Source organism: Streptomyces sp. NPDC096132 (assembly GCF_044763345.1).
Classification (GTDB): domain Bacteria; phylum Actinomycetota; class Actinomycetes; order Streptomycetales; family Streptomycetaceae; genus Streptomyces.
Genome location: NZ_JBIWGA010000006.1, coordinates 163,648 through 181,391 on the forward strand (window position 1 = coordinate 163,648; position 17,744 = coordinate 181,391).

The following is a 17,744-nucleotide window of genomic DNA, read 5'->3' on the forward strand; positions in this document are numbered from 1 at the left end:
ACGATGAACGAGATCACTTGGGAAGCCCCCTACTGCGCCGAGGGCGCCAACTGCTTCCGCATAGGCACCGACCCCACCGGCAACGCCTACATCGCCGTCGCCGGCCAGGAGGACACCCCCCTCACCGACACCCGCGAAGCCCTCCGCGCGCTGATCCTCGAGATCAAGGCAGGGAAGGCCGACCACCTGCTCTAGCCGTCATGGCGCGGCTGCGCCGTTCGGCCCTGTCCGATTGCCGTCCGGCTGATGACCCTCTGTGATGATTCATGACTTTCCGTTGGCTTTCCCAGCCTTCGGACGAATCGTGCGGAGGTATCAGTGACATTCCGTCGTTGGAGTGCGGCCCTGGTCGCGACGGCCGGGCTCGCGGGCTCCGTGCTGCTCGGCGCACCCTCGCCCGCCACGGCCGCCGACCGGTCGGTGGCGCAGGAGCCCAGGACGGCGCCGCTGCCCATCGGACGGGCGGACGGCAAGGACAAACCACGGCAGGAGTACGGAGCCCCGGCGCCGGAGGGCAGACAGGCGTCCTGCCTGGGGCTGGTGCCGTCGCCCTACCCGTACGCGCACACGCCGTACTACTGCAACGACTGGCGCTTCGGCCCGGCCCAGTTGCCCGAGTCCGGCCTCATCGGTCGCACTCTCGAGGGCTACAACCGGTTCGGCACGCTGACGCCCGTGGAGTTCCTCAACAAGTGGTGGGACCCGATCGCGGATCACGGGCAGGGCGACTGGAAGTACTCGTCGATCCCGGACGACGGCTTCGCCCACAACACCCAGGGCGTGCCCATCGCGACCGAGGTGGTGCTCCCGGTCGGCCAGCTGCTCGACCGCTTCGGCAACGAGTTCGGCAAGTTCCTCGCGCCGGCCGGCGCCAAGTACGCGGAGCGGTCCATTCCGCCGTCCGGCCTCGACACCCAGGACCCGCGCTTCCCGTACAACTACCACCTGTACCGGGTGAAGAAGCCGACGCTGGTCTGCGCCGGCCCGACCGCACCCGCCTTCGAGCAGCCGGGCCAGGGGGTGCAGTACGTCACCTCGGTGGCGCCGAAGGCGACGTACTGCACGCATGTGAAGACCGGCGCCACCGTCAGCTCCCTGCTCACCAGCGGCAATCTGGAGCGCGCCAACTGACATGAGACGGAGGAGGGGCCGGGGCATGGATCGGCAGGAACTGTGCGAGGCGCTGCGCGCGGCCGGCGTCCCCGCAGGGCTGTACGAGATCGCCGACTGCCCCGCTCCACCTGGCACACCCCGGCCGGAGGACCGCCTCTATCTGGAGAAGGACGCGGGTGACTGGGTCGTGGGCGTACGGCAGCGCGGCGTACGCACCGTCCTGGAGCGGTTCCCCGACGAGGACCGGGCATGCCGCGGTCTCTACGCCAGGCTGACCGATCCGGGGCCGCCGTCCGTACCGCTCACCCCTGAGGAGAGGGAGCGGCTGCTGCCCCCATGAGGTCAGTCCTCGAACTCGTACACCGCGAAGTCGGCCACCGGCCGGTAGCCGATGCGTTGGTAGAGGCCGTTGCTGGTCGGGTTCGCCAGGTCGGTGAAGAGGAGGATCTCGCGGGTGCCGGAGGCGAGGACGGCGCGGCTGACCTCGGCGGTCACCGCTCCGGCGTAGCCCCGGCCGCGCAGCTCCGCCGGGGTGTAGACGGTGGTGACCCGCACCTGGCCGGCCACCTCCGGGGTGACGGCGGCCAGGGAGACGGGGGTGCCGTCGGGGGTCTCCCAGAAGGTGGCCCCGCCGCGGGCGATGCGGGCGTCGGCGAGGGCGCCGCTGTCCTGGAGGTTGCGCTCGCCGATGCTCTCGGCGAACTCCTCGCACCACTTCATGAGGTGGGCGCGGTCGGTGGCGCCGGCGATCCGCGGGGCGCCGTCGGGCACGGGCTCGGGGACCGTCAACTCCTCCAGGCGATAGAGGCGTTGCGCCTTCCAGAGGCCGGCCTCGGCGCCGGTGCGACGCTTCCAGGCGGCCACGAAGGCGTCGGCCGTGCCGCGCTCGGCGGAGACACCGGGGAGACGGTGTCCGGCGGACGCCAGCCGGGCGGCGAGGGCGTCGGCCTGTACCTCGGTGAGGGGGGTGAGAGAGATCCAGTACGGCGGCGTACGGAGGAACACCGCGGCGACCTCGCCGTCCGCACCGTCGGGCTCCAGCGTGCCGAAGACGGGGGCCTCCTCACCGTAGGTGTGCACCCCCCTGCTCCGGAGGTTCTCCGTCACCGTGAGCAGCACGGTGTGCATCGCCGGCCGGGAGGCGAGGAAGTCTCCGGCGCGGTCGAGGAACGCGTCGAGGTCGTGGGTGAGGTGCCAGTCGTCTGGATGCATGCCCCGCATGGTCGCGCAGCCGCCGCCTGCACCGCCCTCGATTTACGGCGCCTTCGGCTCCGGGTCGGTCGCCAGGCGGCCGTGGCGGTGGACGTCCCGGAAGGCGTCCCGGCGCTCCGCCTCCCACATCGCGCCGCGCAGGGTCCCCTCGTAGAGGAACCCGCATCGCTCGGCGACCCGGCAGGAGACCTCGTGGCCGAGGGCGTGGCCCAGTTCGAGGCGGTGCAGTCCGACCTCGTCGAACGCCCAGCGGGCGGCGAGCAGCAGACAGCGGGTGGCGACCTGCCGGCCGCGCGCCTCGGGCAGCACCCAGTAGCCGACGATGCCGTTGCTCAGGATCCGGTCGATCGCGTTGACGGAGACCTGTCCGAGGACCGTCCCGTCGTCGGCGTCGGTGACACAGAACGTCATGGCGCGCCCGGCGTCCACGTCCGCGGCCTTGGCCTGGATCGAGGCCCGGGCGGTGGCGGTGTCGGTGATCGTCCTGATCGGTGTGTTCCAGCGCCGGAACTCGGGATCGAGGTGCCCGCGCAGCCAGGCGTCCACATCGGTGGCGGAGGCGGGGTCCCAGGGCCGCAGGGCGAGGCCGTAGCCGTCGAGAACATCGGTCATCCGGCCATTGAACACCTGAACGCCTCCGGTCCGGTCCGCACTCCGCCCCCTCGGAGCACGGACCGGGAAAGACCGTCAGTGTCGTGCGAACCGCTCGAACACGTGGCTGAAGTACCAGGTGTCCTGGGCGACGCCGGAGCAGGAGTCGGAGCCCCCGGTGCCCACGCAGCCGCCGTTGTCGCGCTGGAGCGCCCAGAAGGAGAGCGTGTTGACCCCCTTGGCCTCGGCCCACTTCTCCACCGTGACGGCGTTCTGCGTGGTGAAGGTCTCCTCGGGGCCGTAGTCGTCGATGCCGGGCATCTCGATGACGCCGATCATGTTCCACAGCTTCTTGGGGCTCTTCTTCGGGTAGAGCGCGGCCAGTTGGCCGTACAGCCCCTCGGCGGCCGTCTCGGTGTCGGCGGCCATGTCGTGGGTGGCGCCGTCGTAATAGTCGAACGTCATGAGGTTCACGACGTCCACGCGCGCGCCGTTGTCGCGGGCGTTCTGCAGCACGGCCAGGCCGTTGGCCTCGAGCCCCTTCGTGGAGGTCGGCAGGGTGTAGGAGAACTGCACGCTGCGGCCGGTGCGTTCGGCCCAGCGCTGCACCTTGGCGATGGCCTTGTTGCGGCGGTCGATGCCGGCCGCGTTGTCGATGGAGTCGCCCTCGACGTCGAGGTCGATGCGGGTGATGCCGTAGGTGGTGACGAGGCTCTTGTACACGTCGGCGATCGCGTCGACGCTGGTGCAGCTGTCTGCCAGTTCGGTGCCGGTGGTGTCCGCGGTCCAGCCGCCGAAGGACGGGATGACGTTGCCGCCGCGGGCCTGGATCGTGGCGATGTCCTCGCCGAAGGTCTTCCGGGAGATCGGCTGGTCGGTCTCGCCGTTCCAGTACGTGTCGCACGAGCCGGCCGTGGCCGTCTGCAGGAAGGCCAGCGTGAGGTACTTGTTGCCCGAGGCGGCGGCGAGCGCGGCCGGGCTCTCGCCGGTCCATGCCTCGAAGTACGGCGCCGCCACATGAGCCGGCAGGGGCTTCGCGAAGCCGGAGGCGGGGAGCGCGTGCGGTGCGGCGAGCGCGCTCCCTCCCCCGAGCCCGACGAGCCCGGCGGACAGCGCGGTCACGCTCAGACAGGACAACAGCGCACGAAAGGAACCAGGTCGTCTCACTGACGCTCCCAGGGTGGAAGGGCTGGCGGGGAGAACAGCGACCATGTTTGGACTAGACCATTTAACTGTCAAGGTTCTTTACAGTTACCTGACCGAGCGAGACGGCCACGGACTCTTCGCCTTCGGGCTCACGGACTCTTCGCCTTCGGGCTACCGTCACGCGCATGGTCGACTCCGATTCCCTGCGAGCCACCCGCGAGGCCTACGACGCCATCGCCCCCGCCTACGCGGAGCAGTTCCGCGACACCCTGCGCGGCAGACCGCTGGAGCGCGGGATGCTGGGCGCGTTCGCCGAGCTCGTCCGGGCGGGCGGCGGCGGGCCGGTCGCCGATCTGGGGTGCGGGCCCGGTCATATCACCGCGCATCTCAGCGAGTTGGGGCTGAAGGCCTTCGGTGTCGACGCCTCCCCCGCGATGATCGCGCTGGCCCACGAGGCGTATCCGGCCCTGCGGTTCGAGGTGGGCTCGATGGGCGCACTGGACCTCGCCGACGGCGAGCTGGCCGGCGTACTCGCCCGCGCCTCCGTCATCCACACCCCGCCGCACGAACTCCCCGCCGTCGTGGCGGAGTTCCACCGGATCCTGGCACCCGGCGGCCATCTGCTGGTCGGCTTCCCGGCCGGCGAGGATCCTTCCCTCCCCGCCCAGCCCTACGACCACAAGGTGGCGACGGCCTACCGGTGGTCGCCGGACCACTTCTCCGGGATCCTCCGCGCGTCGGGGCTGGTCGAGGTGGCCCGCCTGGTCCGCGAGCCCGAGCCCACCGACCTCCGGCAGTTCCGCGAGGTGCAGTTGCTCGCCCGCAGAGCCTGAGCCCCCTCACGCCCTCCGGAACACCGGCACGCCTTCCCGGAAGTCCACCTGGAGCGCCATCCCGGCCGACAACCGGTCGAGCGCCCCCGCCTCCACGTCCACCACTTCCGTCGACATCCGCGGCCCCTCCGCGAGGTCGACGACCGCGGCGACGTACGGGGTCCGCGAGCCGAAGGGCGGCAGGTCGTTCCTGTGCACGACGGACCAGGTGTACAGGGTCGCCCGGCCGCTCGCGTCCTCCCAGGTCACGTCCTCGCTCCAGCAGTTTGGGCAGAACTCGCGCGGGTAGTGGTGGGCTCGCCCACAAGCCCCGCAGCGCCGGACGAGCAGCCGGCCCTCGGCGGCGGCGTCCCAGTAGGTGCGGGTGAAGGTGTCGACCTCGGGGAGGTCGTACCGCGCGCTCACAGGAACAGCCCCAGCGCGCTGTCCACCGACCAGGTCTGCCACGCCATCCCGCCCAGCCCGACCACCGAGATCAGCGCCATCATGCCGTTCTGTCCCTGCTCGGCCCAGTCGTGGATCATGAGGACCAGGTAGATCAGGTTGAGGAGCAGACCTCCGGCCAGCGCGACCGGGGTCAGGAAGCCCGCGATCAGCCCCAGGCCCAGGGCCAGTTCCGCGTAGACGACGACGTACGCCATCACGCGCGGCCGCGGTTTCACGACGACGTCGAAGCCGGAGCGTACGGCGTTCCAGCGGTGCTTGGCCGCCACGTCCGCCGCCCAGGCGATGCCGGAGCCCTCGAACCAGCTCTTCTTCTCCTTGTGCCGCCAGCTCTCCAGCCACCACAGCCCGAGCCCGATCCGCAGCACCGCCAGCCACTGGGCACCGTCGAGCCAGATCGCATCCATAGATCTGACGGTACGTCAGATCCCGGGATCCGGGAACCCCGTGTATTTCCGATGAGAGAAACCTGTACGCCTCCCATGAAGCTGTGGGTCCTCCATGAATAGCCCCGGATTGTTGGCAATCTTGTCCGCACTCTCGGTACGTTCACATCCGCAAGCACAGAACTCGAGGGAGTCGAAGCGTGAAGCACAGGGCAATCAAGCGCAGGTCGGTCGTCATGGGCATCGGTGCCACCGCCGGCGTGGCCGCGGTGGGCGGCATCGCCCTGACCGCGAACGCGTCGGACTCGGCGTCGTCCTCGTCCTCCCCGTCCTCGGACTCCCTGGCCTTCGACCCCGACGCCTACACCGAACTGACGACGACCGTCACGGACACCGACGGCGACGAGCACACCGTGAAGTACCACTTCTGGAAGGCGATCACCTACGTCGCCAACCCGGTGGACGCCACCTACCAGTCCCTCGTCGTCAGCGCCCCGGTCGAGATCGACGGTACGGCGGTCGACGCGAGCGACGCGCCGATCCTGCTCGCGAACTCCATCGGCGGGTACATGCCGGCCTCGGTGGCGGATGCCACCGGTGTCGGCGCCGGCGGGTCCGGCGGCGGTATGCCCGGCGGGGCCGCACCCTCCGGCGCTGCCGACGCCGGCGCCTCGGCCGCCCCCAACGCCAACGAGAACACCAACGCCAACGGCGGTGCCACCTCCTCCAACCAGCTCCTGGCCCTGGCCGCCGGTTACGTCGTCATCGAGCCCGGCGCCCGCGGCCGTACGCTCAAGAACTCCGACGGCGAGTACTACGGAGTCGCCCCCGCGGCGATCGTCGACCTCAAGGCGGCCGTGCGGTACATCAGGTCCAACAAGGGCCGCATCCCCGGCAACACCGACCGGATCGTCTCCGCCGGCACCAGCGCCGGCGGCGCCCTGTCCGCCCTGCTCGGCGCGTCCGGCGACAGCCCCCTCTACGACAAGCTCCTCGAGGAACTCGGCGCGGCCGACGCCTCCGACGCGATCTTCGCGACCGGCGCCTGGTGCCCGATCACCGACCTCGACCACGCGGACGGCGCCTACGAGTGGAACTGGGGCTCCAACGCCACCAGCTCCGGCTCGAAGGTCGACCAGAGCGTGTCGAAGGAGTTGCAGTCGCAGTTCGCCGAGTACCAGGCCGGTCTGAAGCTCAAGGGTCTCGACGGCACCAGGCTGACCGCCCGCAACTACGACGAGTACCTGGTCGAGCAGTACCTGCAGCCTTCGGCCACCAAGTACCTGACCGATCTCTCGGACTCCGACCGCGAGACCTACCTCGCCTCGAACACCTTCATCACCTGGAAGAACGGCAAGGCGACCTTCTCCTGGTCCGACTTCCTCACCCACGTCGGCGCCCGTAAGAAGACCGCCCCGGCCTTCGACGCCTTCGACCTGTCGGCGGGCGAGAACAACCTCTTCGGCAAGGGCACCACCGAGACCCGCCACTTCACGGCGTACAGCCTGAAGAACGACACCACCGGGGTCACCTCCAAGCGCCTCGACAGCGACCTCCCCGAGGTCCTGCGGCTGATGAACCCGATGTACTTCCTCGCCGAGAAGCCCAACCGGGCCCGCACCAAGCACTGGTGGATCCGCCTGGGGACCAACGACTCCGACACCGCGCACACGGTCTCCGCCAACATCGCCGCCGCCGCGCACACCCTCGGCGACGACGTGAACCACCTCTACTACTGGGACGAGGGCCACGGCGCCAACACCGACCCGGGCGACTTCATCAAGTGGATCGCGAAGGTGACCGGCTACAAGAACAATAGGAAGTGACACGTCCCCCCGGCCGGACGCGCCGGGGGACCCCTGATCGCGGCGGCGTCCGTTTCCCGTCATAGCTACAGACGCCGTCCGCCCGCGACGCCTGGCCCAAGCGCACCTGGACCAGGCGTCGCACCTTTTTCACCATCGGAGTGGTCTACGTCACCGGTCCTACCCACAACTCCCCCAAGCGTGATCGATCCGCAACCAATTCCGGTCTTGACCGAGACCCATCAATCGCCTGCGTGATTACGCTCGCGCCCATGGAAGACTCCGCACCGACCGCCCCCACCCCCGCGACCTCGGCGATCACCACCGCGAACCCCGCCGACCGCCCCGTCTACGTCATCGGCGGCGGCCCCGGCGGACTCGCCACCGCGTACGCCCTGCGCGCCCAGGGGATACGTGCCGTCGTCGTGGAGAAGGCCGACGGGGTCGGTGCGTCCTGGCGGCGCCACTACGACCGGCTGCATCTGCACACCACCCGCCGCCTCTCCGCCCTGCCGGGACTGAAGATCCCCCGCCGCTTCGGCCGCTGGGTGGCCCGCGACAACGTGGTGCGGTACCTGGAGAAGTACGCCGAGGTCCACGAACTGGAGATCGTCACCGGAGTCGAGGTCTCCCGGATCGAGCGCACCCCCGACGGCACCGGCTGGCTGCTGCACGCCACCGGCGGCCGCGAGATGACCGGCTCTGCCGTCGTCGTCGCCACCGGCTACAACCACACCCCGCACCTGCCGGACTGGCCCGGCCGCGACACGTTCACGGGCGACCTCGCGCACGCCTCCCGCTACCGCAGCGGCAAGCCGTACGCCGGCCGTGACGTCCTCGTCGTCGGCGTCGGCAACACCGGCGCCGAGATCGCCGTCGACCTGGTGGAGAGCGGTGCGTCCCGGGTCCGGCTGTCCGTGCGCACGGCCCCGCACATCGTCCGCCGCTCCACCGCCGGCTGGGCCGCCCAGTACACCGCGATCCTCGTACGACGGCTGCCCGTCGGGCTCGTCGACCGGCTGGCGCGCCCGATGGCGAGGCTCAGCGTGCCGGACCTGTCGGCGCACGGGCTGCCGCGCCCCACCACCGGTCTCTACACCCGGGTGAAGGAGGGGGCGATCCCGGTGCAGGACGTCGGGCTGATCGACGCGGTCCGCAAGGGCCGGGTGGAGGTCGTGGCCGCCGTCGAGGGCTTCGAGGACGGCGGCAAGGTCGTCCTCGCCGACGGCACCCGGATCTCCCCGGAGGCCGTGGTCGCCGCCACCGGCTATGTCCGCGCCCTGGAGGGCCTGGTCGGCCACCTCGACGTCCTCGACGAACGCGGCCGCCCCCTCGCCCACGGCCCGCGCAGCCCGAAGAACGCCCCCGGCCTCTACTTCACCGGGTTCACCACCCCGATCAGCGGCACCCTCCGCGAACTGTCGATCGACGCGGAACACATCGCGAAGGCCGTACGCCGCCGGCTCCGTTGATCGCGACCGCCGCGGTCACTGCCGACTGCTTCGGCTACTCCCGGTAACTTCCTTCATTCCGCTGCCAGTTACACATGTGCCAGATGTGGCGAGAGCGTTGTCGCGCGCCCTCGCGCGGAGCCAGAATGTGAGCCCTGTTCACCTTTCCGGCTCCGCCCCCTCTCTACGGAGGACGCACGTGGCAAGTGAAAGACACCTCCCCCGCCGCTCCGGCGACGGCCTCTCCCGCCGTTCCCTGCTCGGCCGCACGGCCGCCGTGGCCGCCGGCGCGACCGCCCTCACCGCGACCGCCGCCGGCCCGGCGTCCGCCGCGGCCACCCGGGAGGTGGACGTCGCGATCGTCGGCGCCGGCCTCGCCGGTCTCACCGCGGCCCGCGACCTGGTGGCGGCGGGCAGGACGGTCGCCGTCCTGGAGGCCCGCAACCGCGTCGGCGGCCGGGTCCTCAACCTGCCCCTCGCCAATGGCGGGGTGACCGAGGGCGGCGGCGAGTTCATCGGCCCCACCCAGGACCGCATCAAGGCCCTCGCCGACTCCCTCGGCGTGGCGACCTTCGCCACCTACAACACCGGCAAGAACCTCCTCTACAAGGACGGCAAGAAGACCCCGTACGCCACCGACGGCCTCCTCGGCTCGGTCCCGCCGGTCGACGCCGCCGGACTCGCCAACGCCGCGATCGTGCAGGCCGCGCTGGACGACATGGCCAAGACGATCCCGGTCGACGCGCCCTGGACCGCCGCGAAGGCGGAGGAATGGGACCGGCAGACCTTCGAGACGTATCTGCGCGCCAACGCCGTCATCCCGTCGGCCAAGTTCCTCCTGGACGTGGCCTGCACCTCGATCTTCTCGGCCGAACCCCGTGAGCTCTCCCTGCTGTTCGTCCTCTTCTACATCGCCGCCGCCGGCAACGAGTCCACCGTCGGCACCCTGGAGCGCCTCACCGAGACCGCGAACGGCGCCCAGGAACTGCGCTTCGTCGGCGGCTCCCAGCAGGTGCCGATCAAGCTCGCCACCACCCTCGGCGACCGGGTCGTGCTGAGCGCCCCGGTGCGCACGATCACCCAGTCCGGCAGCAAGTACGTCGTCACGGCCGACGGCATCACCGTCACCGCCAAGAAGGTCGTCGTCGCCGCGCCCCCACCGCTGGCCTCGCGCATCGTGTACGACCCGCTGCTCCCGGCCGGCCGCGACCAGCTCACCCAGCGCCTGCCGATGGCCTCGGTCGCCAAGGCGATCGCGATCTACGACACCCCCTTCTGGCGCGCCGACGGCCTCAACGGCCAGGTGGTCAGCGACACCGGTGTGGTCAGCTCCACCTTCGACAACTCCCCGCCCGACGCCTCGTACGGCGCGCTGATGGGCTTCATCGAGGCCGACGAGGCCCGGGCCTACGACGCGGCGAGCGAGGCGGAGGTCAGGGCGGCCGTCCTGAAGGACTACGTGACGTACTTCGGCGAGAAAGCGGCCTCCCCCACCTCCTTCGTCCTGCAACGCTGGAACAACGAGGCCTACACGCGCGGCGGCCCCGTCTCCATCGCCGCGCCCGGTGTCCTGACCCAGTACGGCCCGGCCCTGCGCAAGCCCGTGGGCGGCATCCACTGGGCCGGGACCGAGACCTCGACCTACTGGATGGGCTTCATGGACGGTGCCGTCCGCTCGGGCGAGCGGGTGGCGAAGGAGGTACTGGCCGCGCTGTAGCCGCCGTGAGCGCCGTGGGAGCGGTACCGGCCGTGGCCGCCGTTCGGTGCCGGGCCGCCGAAAGGTCCGCTCCTTTCTCTCTGCACGCCCATTCCTGACATCCCGTCAGGTATGTAATCTGACTGTGCGTCAGTTACTTGGCAGTCACACAGGAGCGGGCGGACCGATGCTTGGATCAACCCACGGCACCCTCACCACCGACTCCCGCCGGGCCCGGGTCATCGCCTGCGGCGAGCAGCCCGGACCCGCCGTCCACGGCCGGCCGGCCGACGTCGACGACCTGGACGTCAGCGGCCGGCCGTTGTATTCGGCCGTCCCCGATCTGGACCGGTTCTTCCGGCCCGAGTCGGTGGCGGTCGTCGGCGCCTCGGACGCCGAGGGACGCCCGAACACCGGTGTCACCCGGCAACTGGTGGACTGGGCCGAGCGGGTGGGGGCACGGCTGCACCCCGTGCACCCCACCCGCGAGTCCGTCTTCGGCATCCCCTGCGCCGCGTCGGTCGCCGACCTGCCGGAGCAGGTCGACCTGGCCGTGCTCCTGGTCGCCGATCCGCTGCCCGTCATCGAGCAGCTGGCCGAGGCGAAGGTGAGGTTCGCGGTCGTCTTCGCCTCCGGTTTCGCGGAGACGGGCGAGGAGGGCGCCGCGGCACAGGCCCGACTCGCGGCGGCCGTGGAACGCTCGGGCCTACGTCTGCTCGGCCCCAACACCAACCTCAACGCCTTCGAGCGGTTCCGCGAGGATCTCACCGGCCCGTCGATCGCGCTGATCACCCAGTCCGGTCACCAGGGCCGCCCGGTCTTCGCCCTCCAGGAGCTGGGCATCCGGCTCTCCCACTGGGCGCCGACCGGCAACGAGGCCGACCTGGAGACCGCCGACTTCCTGTCCTACTTCGCCGAGCGCCCCGAGGTCGGCGCCATCGCCTGTTACCTGGAGGGCCTGAAGGACGGCCGCGCCTTCCTCCTGGCCGCCGACCGGGCGGCCCGGCGCGGGGTCCCGGTGGTCGCCGTGAAGGTGGGCCGCACCGAGACCGGCGCCCGCACCGCAGCCTCCCACACCGGCAAGCTGACCGGCGCGGACGAGGTGGTGGACGCCGCGATGCGGCAGTACGGCGTGATCCGCGTCGACGGCCTGGACGAGCTCCAGGACACGGCGTCCCTGCTGGCCCGCGCCCGCCCCCCGCGGGCCGACGGGGTCGTCATCTACTCGATCTCGGGCGGCACCGGCGCCCACGCGGCCGACCTGGCGACGACGGCGGGCCTGCGCCTGCCCGCCCTGTCGGCCGCCAAGCAGGCCGAGCTGCACCAGTGGATCCCCGAGTACCTGAGCGTGGCCAACCCGGTCGACAACGGCGGCCATCCGGTGGGCGACTGGCGCGGCCGGAAGATCGTCGACGCGATCCTCGACGACCCCGAGGTGGGCGTGCTGATCTGCCCGATCACGGGTCCCTTCCCGCCGCTGAGCGACCGTCTAGTGCGGGACCTGGTGGACGCGGCGGAGCAGACGGACAAGCTGGTGTGCGTGGTGTGGGGCTCGCCGGTGGGCACGGAACCGGCCTATCGCGAGGTGCTGCTGGGCTCCTCCCGGGTGGCGACCTTCCGCACCCTCGGCAACTGCATCACGGCGGTGCGCGCCCATCTCGACCACCACCGCTTCGTGAGCGACTACCGCTCGCCCTTCGACCAGGCGCCGCGCACCCCGTCCCCGTCCTTCCGCAAGGCGCAGATGCTGATGCGCCCCGGCCAGCAGCTGAGCGAGCACGCGGCGAAGCAGCTGCTGCGGGCGTACGGCATCCGGGTCCCGCGCGAGCAGCTGGTGACGAGCGCGGCGGCGGCCGTCCGGGCGGCGGGCCTGGTCGGCTACCCGGTCGTCATGAAGGCGTCCGGCGCGCAGATCGCCCACAAGACCGAGCTGGGCCTGGTGAAGATCGGCCTGACCTCGGCGAGCCAGGTCCGCGACGCCTACCGCGAACTGACCGACATCGCCCGCTACGAGGGCGTCTCGCTGGACGGCGTCCTGGTGTGCCAGATGGTCGAGCGGGGCGTGGAGATGGTGGTCGGGATGACCCACGACGACCTCTTCGGCCCGACGGTCACGGTCGGACTCGGCGGGGTCCTGGTGGAGGTCCTGCGCGACGCCGCCGTACGCGTCCCGCCCTTCGGCGAGGACCAGGCCCGCGACATGCTCGCCGAACTCCGCGGACGGCCCCTGTTGGACGGCGTCCGGGGCCGCCCCCCGGCCGACATCGACGCCCTCGTCGAGGTGGTCCTACGGGTCCAGCGCATGTCCCTGGAACTCGGCGCCGACCTGGCCGAACTCGACATCAACCCCCTGGTGGTACTGCCGTGGGGGCAGGGGGCGGTGGCGCTGGACGCGTTGGCGGTGTGCCGGTGAGGGGTGCGCGGGAATCGCCGTACCGGCGAAGATCACGCCATGGACGCGACGAACGGGACGGGCCCGGGAGCCCGCAGAAGCCCACGCATCGGCAAGGGTTGGCGCGACGAGCCGATCGAGGAGTGGAGGGCCCGGCAGCCGACGGCCAAGGCGCTCTACGCGGCGGTGCGGCAGAACCACGTCGGCGCGCTCCGCGCCCTCATCGAGGCGGGAGCCGACCCGGACCAGCTCATCGGCGAGTACGACGACTGGACGCCGCTGACCCTGGCGGCGGTCTACGGCCACCTGGCCGTCGTTGATCTACTGCTCGACGCCGGCGTGCACCCCGACTCGCAGAACCGGTTCGGGCTCCTGCCCTCGGTCCTGGCGGCTTCGGGCGACACGGGTCCGCACCCGGAGGTCGTCGACCTGCTGCTGCGGCGCGGGGCCAACCCCGACGCCGAGATGAAGGGAACACCCGCTCGCCACTGGCTGGACCCTGTCAGAACGGAGCATGACCGTGCCCTGGACCAGGAAGACGACTGACCGCCACGTCACCCACCTCACCCTCGACCGTCCCGAGACCCTCAACGCCCTCACCCCCGACGAGCGCGACCACCTGATCGACCTCTTCGCCGAGGCGTCGGCCGACCCGGACGTCAGGGCGGTCGTCCTCACCGGCACCGGCCGGGGCTTCTGCGCGGGCGCGGATCTGCGGGGCGGGGCGCCGACCGGCGAACGCGTCGCCGGTGACGTGGCCCGCACCCTCCGCCTCGGCGCCCAGCGTCTGATGGCGGCCGTCCTGGACTGCGAGAAGCCGGTGATCGCGGCGGTGAACGGCACGGCGGCCGGCCTCGGCGCGCACCTCGCCTTCGCCTGCGACCTGGTCCTGGCCGCCGAATCCGCCCGCTTCATCGAGGTGTTCGTCCGCCGCGGTCTGGTCCCCGACGGCGGCGGCGCCTATCTCCTCCCCCGGCTGATCGGCCCCCAGCGGGCCAAGGAGCTGATGTTCTTCGGGGACGCGCTCACCGCGCCGGACGCCGAACGCCTGGGCCTGGTCAACCGGGTGGTCCCGGACACCGACCTGGACAAGACGGCCCGCGAGTGGTCGACCCGCCTCGCCGCCGGTCCCACCCGCGCCCTGGCCCTCACCAAGCAGCTCGTCAACGCGTCCCTCGACACCGACCGGAGCACGGCCTTCGCCGCCGAGGCCGCCGCTCAGGAGATCAACATGACGACGGCGGACGCGAGGGAGGGAGTGACGAGCTTCGCGGAGCGACGGGCGGCCGAGTTCAGGGGCCGGTGACGGTCAGACGCGTACGCGCGCGTGCGGCAAGGCCGTCCGGCAGCGTCCGGGAACTCCCACCCCTTCCTATCTGACACTCCGTCAGCTTCAATGAGGACATGATGGGACACGCGGGGATGGCGGCCGCCGCCGTCCGTTACCTGAGGGCAGGACCGGTCGAGCCACTGCCCCGCCCCGAACTGCGCTGCGTCCGCGAGGACGAACGGGCGCCGGTGGACCAGGGCGAGTTCCGGCGGGTACTGGGGAACTTCGCGTCCGGCGTGACCGTTGTCACGGCACCCGGCACCAGCCCCGACGACTCCCCCGCCGGCTTCGCCTGCCAGTCCTTCTCCTCCCTCTCCCTCGACCCGCCCCTGGTCGCCTTCATGGTCGGCCGCGCCTCCACCACCTGGCCCCGCATCGCCCGCGCGGGCGTCTTCTGCGTCAACGTCCTGAGCGCACGCCAGGCCGCCCTGTGCCGCGCCTTCGCACAGAGCGGCACCGACAAGTTCGCGGGCGTCGACCACACCCCGTCCCCCGTCTCCGCCTCCCCCCGCCTCGCCGGCACACTCGCCTGGATCGACTGCACGATCCACGCGGTCCACACGGGCGGCGACCACCTCGTCGTCGTGGGCCGGGTGAACGCCCTGGGAGCGACGGACGGAGACGAACCGCCCCTGCTGTTCCACCGGGGCCGGTTCCTCTGACCGCTCCACCGGGAGACGGCGGTCACGGTGAGGCCGCGATCACGGGAGACGGCGGTCACGGTGAGGCCGCGGCTCCCGCCACCCGGGTGTCTCAGGCCGCCACCGCCACCGCGCTCACCGGCCTGCGCCGGATCACCAGCGCCATCAGCGCCGCCGCCGCGCACAGCGCCCCCGACGCGTACCAGACCACGTCGTACGAGCCGAAGGTGTCCCGGGCGACGCCGCCGAGGAAGGCGACGAGGGCCGCGCCGACCTGGTGGGAGGCCAGGACCCAGCCGAAGACGATCGCGCTGTCGTCGCCGTAGTGCTCGCGGCACAGGGCGAGGGTGGGCGGGACGGTGGCGACCCAGTCGAGGCCGTAGAAGACGATGAAGAAGATCATCGGGGGGTGGACGGCGGGAGCCAGCAGCATCGGGAGGAAGAGGAGCGAGACGCCCCGGAGCGCGTAGTAGACCGCCAGCAGCCGGCGCGCCGAGAAGCGGTCGGTGAACCAGCCGGAGGCGATCGTGCCGACCACGTCGAACACGCCTATGACCGCCAGCAGCGAGGCCGCCGCCGTGATCGGCATGCCGTGGTCGTGGGCCGCCGGCACGAAGTGCGTCTGGACCAGGCCGTTCGTGGAGGCACCGCAGATCGCGAAGGTGCCGGCGAGCAGCCAGAACGGCCCCGTGCGCATCGCCGAGAACAGGACGGTGACCGCCCTGCGCGCGGCCCCCCTCGCGGGTGGCGGCTTCTCCACGAACTCCCGTGCGCCGTACGGCTTGAGCCCCACGTCGGCCGGGTGGTCCCGCAGCAGCAGCCACACGAAGGGGACCACGGCGAGGGCGGCGAGCGCGACCGTCACCGCGGCCGGGCGCCAGTCGTAGCGGGTGACCATCCAGGACAGCAGCGGCAGGAAGATCAGCTGGCCGGAGGCGGAGGCCGCGGTGAGGATGCCGCTGACCAGGCCACGGCGCTCGGTGAACCAGCGGTTGGTGACCGTCGCCGCGAAGGCCAGCGCCATCGAGCCGGAGCCCAGACCGACCAGCAGGCCCCAGCACAGCAGGAGCTGCCAGGCCGCCGTCATCCACACCGTCAGTCCCGAGCCGAGCGAGATCACCGTCAGGGCGACGGCCACCACCCGGCGGATGCCGAAGCGGTCCATCAGGGCCGCCGCGAAGGGCGCGGTGAGCCCGTACAGGGCCAGGTTGACCGACACCGCCGCGCCGATCGTGCCGCGCGACCAGCCGAAGTCCTCGTTCAGCGGGTCGATGAGCAGGCCGGGGAGGGAGCGGAACGCGGCCGCGCCGATGATCGTGACGAAGGTGACGGCGGCGACGAACCACGCGCGGTGGACGCGGGGCGCACGGAGTCGGGAAGGGGGCTTCTGGTCCTCTATGGCTGCGGGAGCCTCGCTTGTCTGGGTCACGTCAGTAAGGGTGCGATGTCCGACTCTTCGCGACCACTGGCCCGGTGGCCAGCATTCGATAGGATCGGGCCATGAGCCAAGGCCGCGACTTCCGCCCGCACCGCGTCGTCGTCCTCGCCCTCGACGGCCTGCTCCCCTTCGAGCTGGGCATCCCGCACCGCATCTTCGGCCGCCCCAAGGACGCCGAGCGACGGCATCTGTACGAGGTCGTGACCTGCTCCATCCGGCCGCCCGGGCCGGTACGGACGGACGCCGACTTCGCGATCATGGTCGAGCACGGCCCGGAGGCCCTCGCCACCGCCGACACCGTCATCGTCCCGGCGTCGTACGAACTCGGCCCGGTCTTCGAGGAGGGCGTGCTCACCGACGAGCTCGCCGCCGCGCTCGCGCACATCCGCCCCGGCACCCGTCTCGCCTCCATCTGCACCGGCGTCTACGTCCTCGCCGCCGCCGGCCTGCTCGACGGCCGCCCCGCGACCACCCACTGGGCCGACGCCGACCACTTGCAGCGGCTCTTCCCGAAGATCGACGTCGACCCGGACGTCCTCTTCATCGACGACGGCGACGTCCTCACCTCCGCCGGCGTCGCCGCCGGCCTCGACCTGTGCCTGCACATGGTCCGCCGCGACCACGGCACCGCCGTCGCCAACGAGGTCGCCCGCCGTACGGTCGTACCGCCGCACCGCGACGGCGGTCAGGCGCAGTACATCGAGCGGCCCGTGCCCGATCCGCAGCAGACCGGCACGACCACCGCGCGCGCGTGGGCGCTCGGCCGCCTGCACGAGCCGATCCAGCTGCGGGACATGGCCGCGCAGGAGGCCATGTCCGTACGGACGTTCACCCGCCGCTTCCGCGAGGAGACCGGCGTCAGCCCGGGCCAGTGGCTCACCCAGCAGCGCGTCGAACGGGCCCGGCACCTGCTGGAGTCCACCGGTCTGTCCGTCGACCAGGTCGCGAGGGACGCCGGATTCGGCACCGCCCAGTCGATGCGGCAGCACCTACAGGCGGCCCTCGGAGTCACCCCGACCGCCTATCGCCGAACCTTCCGCACCGGCACCGGCACCGGCACCGGCGGTGGCGGTGGCGGTGGCGGTGGCGTCTTCGAGAGCTACGGCGATGTCGGCGCCCTGAGCTGAACGGGCCGTGCGCCGCACCTCGCCCCACCAGCCCACCCCCGTGAGCGCCAGGGTCAGCCCGACCCCGGCCAGGACGGCCGTGGACGGCGCCACCACCTGGAGCAGAGCACCGGCGAGGGACCCGGTGGCCGCGTAACCC

At 71.6% G+C, this 17,744-nt stretch carries 18 protein-coding genes; 12 read left to right on the top strand and 6 right to left on the bottom strand.

The genetic code is table 11. The annotated features are described in order from the left end of the window. Positions 1-3: 3 nt before the first annotated feature. The 3 genes from ACIRF9_RS16420 to ACIRF9_RS16430 all read left to right on the top strand — a co-directional run bounded on the left by ACIRF9_RS16420 (position 4) and on the right by ACIRF9_RS16430 (position 1,453). A complete protein-coding gene (locus ACIRF9_RS16420) occupies positions 4-195 on the top strand; it encodes a hypothetical protein (RefSeq protein WP_403821678.1) in 192 nt (63 codons plus the stop codon). Between the two features lie 123 nt (positions 196-318). Next, positions 319-1,131 (top strand): TNT domain-containing protein, encoded by an 813-nt coding sequence (locus tag ACIRF9_RS16425; RefSeq protein ID WP_403821681.1) that lies wholly within the window; start codon positions 319-321, stop codon positions 1,129-1,131. A 25-nt stretch (positions 1,132-1,156) separates the two neighbouring features. Further along, positions 1,157-1,453, top strand: coding sequence for a hypothetical protein (locus tag ACIRF9_RS16430; protein WP_403821684.1), 297 nt, complete (start codon positions 1,157-1,159; stop codon positions 1,451-1,453). A 2-nt stretch (positions 1,454-1,455) separates the two neighbouring features. On the opposite strand, the gene ACIRF9_RS16435 is transcribed toward ACIRF9_RS16430, so the two are convergent. The 3 genes from ACIRF9_RS16435 to ACIRF9_RS16445 form a co-directional block, all read right to left on the bottom strand. Beyond that, positions 1,456-2,325, bottom strand: coding sequence for a GNAT family N-acetyltransferase (locus tag ACIRF9_RS16435; protein WP_403821687.1), 870 nt, complete (start codon positions 2,323-2,325; stop codon positions 1,456-1,458). 42 nt (positions 2,326-2,367) lie between these two features. Further along, complete coding sequence (locus ACIRF9_RS16440; protein WP_403821689.1) at positions 2,368-2,937, bottom strand: GNAT family N-acetyltransferase; 570 nt, start codon at positions 2,935-2,937, stop codon at positions 2,368-2,370. Between the two features lie 75 nt (positions 2,938-3,012). Then, positions 3,013-4,038: a chitinase gene (locus ACIRF9_RS16445; RefSeq protein ID WP_403821692.1), complete on the bottom strand. Its 1,026-nt coding sequence runs from the start codon at positions 4,036-4,038 to the stop codon at positions 3,013-3,015. Positions 4,039-4,247: 209 nt separating this feature from the next. On the opposite strand from ACIRF9_RS16445, the gene ACIRF9_RS16450 reads away from it, so the two are divergent. Then, positions 4,248-4,895, top strand: coding sequence for a class I SAM-dependent methyltransferase (locus ACIRF9_RS16450; protein WP_403821695.1), 648 nt, complete (start codon positions 4,248-4,250; stop codon positions 4,893-4,895). A 6-nt stretch (positions 4,896-4,901) separates the two neighbouring features. Here ACIRF9_RS16450 and ACIRF9_RS16455 read toward each other — a convergent pair whose 3' ends face one another. Both ACIRF9_RS16455 and ACIRF9_RS16460 read right to left on the bottom strand, forming a co-directional pair. Beyond that, positions 4,902-5,300, bottom strand: coding sequence for a Zn-ribbon domain-containing OB-fold protein (locus ACIRF9_RS16455; RefSeq protein WP_403821697.1), 399 nt, complete (start codon positions 5,298-5,300; stop codon positions 4,902-4,904). After that, a complete protein-coding gene (locus ACIRF9_RS16460) occupies positions 5,297-5,746 on the bottom strand; it encodes a DoxX family protein (protein ID WP_403821700.1) in 450 nt (149 codons plus the stop codon). Before ACIRF9_RS16460 ends, ACIRF9_RS16455 begins: the two co-directional genes overlap by 4 nt. 215 nt (positions 5,747-5,961) lie before the next feature. Here ACIRF9_RS16460 and ACIRF9_RS16465 point away from each other — a divergent pair, with 215 nt between their 5' ends. The 7 genes from ACIRF9_RS16465 (at position 5,962) to ACIRF9_RS16495 (ending at position 15,061) form a co-directional block, all read left to right on the top strand. Continuing rightward, on the top strand, positions 5,962-7,551 hold the full coding sequence (locus ACIRF9_RS16465; protein WP_403822430.1) for a subtype B tannase: 1,590 nt from the start codon (positions 5,962-5,964) through the stop codon (positions 7,549-7,551). 251 nt (positions 7,552-7,802) lie between these two features. Next, positions 7,803-9,002 (top strand): flavin-containing monooxygenase, encoded by a 1,200-nt coding sequence (locus tag ACIRF9_RS16470; protein ID WP_403821702.1) that lies wholly within the window; start codon positions 7,803-7,805, stop codon positions 9,000-9,002. Between the two features lie 178 nt (positions 9,003-9,180). After that, positions 9,181-10,698, top strand: a complete 1,518-nt coding sequence (locus ACIRF9_RS16475; RefSeq protein WP_403821705.1) for a flavin monoamine oxidase family protein — start codon at positions 9,181-9,183, stop codon at positions 10,696-10,698. Between the two features lie 166 nt (positions 10,699-10,864). Next, positions 10,865-13,090, top strand: coding sequence for an acetate--CoA ligase family protein (locus ACIRF9_RS16480; protein ID WP_403821708.1), 2,226 nt, complete (start codon positions 10,865-10,867; stop codon positions 13,088-13,090). 39 nt (positions 13,091-13,129) lie between these two features. Further along, positions 13,130-13,615 carry an ankyrin repeat domain-containing protein gene (locus ACIRF9_RS16485; protein WP_403821711.1) on the top strand — a complete coding sequence of 162 codons (486 nt, stop codon included), beginning with the start codon at positions 13,130-13,132 and terminating at the stop codon, positions 13,613-13,615. Further along, the gene (locus ACIRF9_RS16490; protein WP_403821714.1) at positions 13,584-14,375 is read left to right on the top strand and encodes an enoyl-CoA hydratase/isomerase family protein; all 792 of its coding nucleotides are present in this window, start codon (positions 13,584-13,586) and stop codon (positions 14,373-14,375) included. Before ACIRF9_RS16485 ends, ACIRF9_RS16490 begins: the two co-directional genes overlap by 32 nt. A gap of 101 nt (positions 14,376-14,476) precedes the next feature. Further along, positions 14,477-15,061 (top strand): flavin reductase family protein, encoded by a 585-nt coding sequence (locus ACIRF9_RS16495; RefSeq protein WP_403822433.1) that lies wholly within the window; start codon positions 14,477-14,479, stop codon positions 15,059-15,061. Between the two features lie 91 nt (positions 15,062-15,152). On the opposite strand, the gene ACIRF9_RS16500 is transcribed toward ACIRF9_RS16495, so the two are convergent. Next, positions 15,153-16,469: an MFS transporter gene (locus ACIRF9_RS16500; protein WP_403821717.1), complete on the bottom strand. Its 1,317-nt coding sequence runs from the start codon at positions 16,467-16,469 to the stop codon at positions 15,153-15,155. A gap of 71 nt (positions 16,470-16,540) precedes the next feature. Here ACIRF9_RS16500 and ACIRF9_RS16505 point away from each other — a divergent pair, with 71 nt between their 5' ends. Continuing rightward, entirely contained in the window at positions 16,541-17,605 is a 1,065-nt protein-coding gene (locus ACIRF9_RS16505; RefSeq protein ID WP_403821720.1) for a GlxA family transcriptional regulator, read from the top strand. The last annotated feature ends 139 nt before the right edge of the window (positions 17,606-17,744 follow it).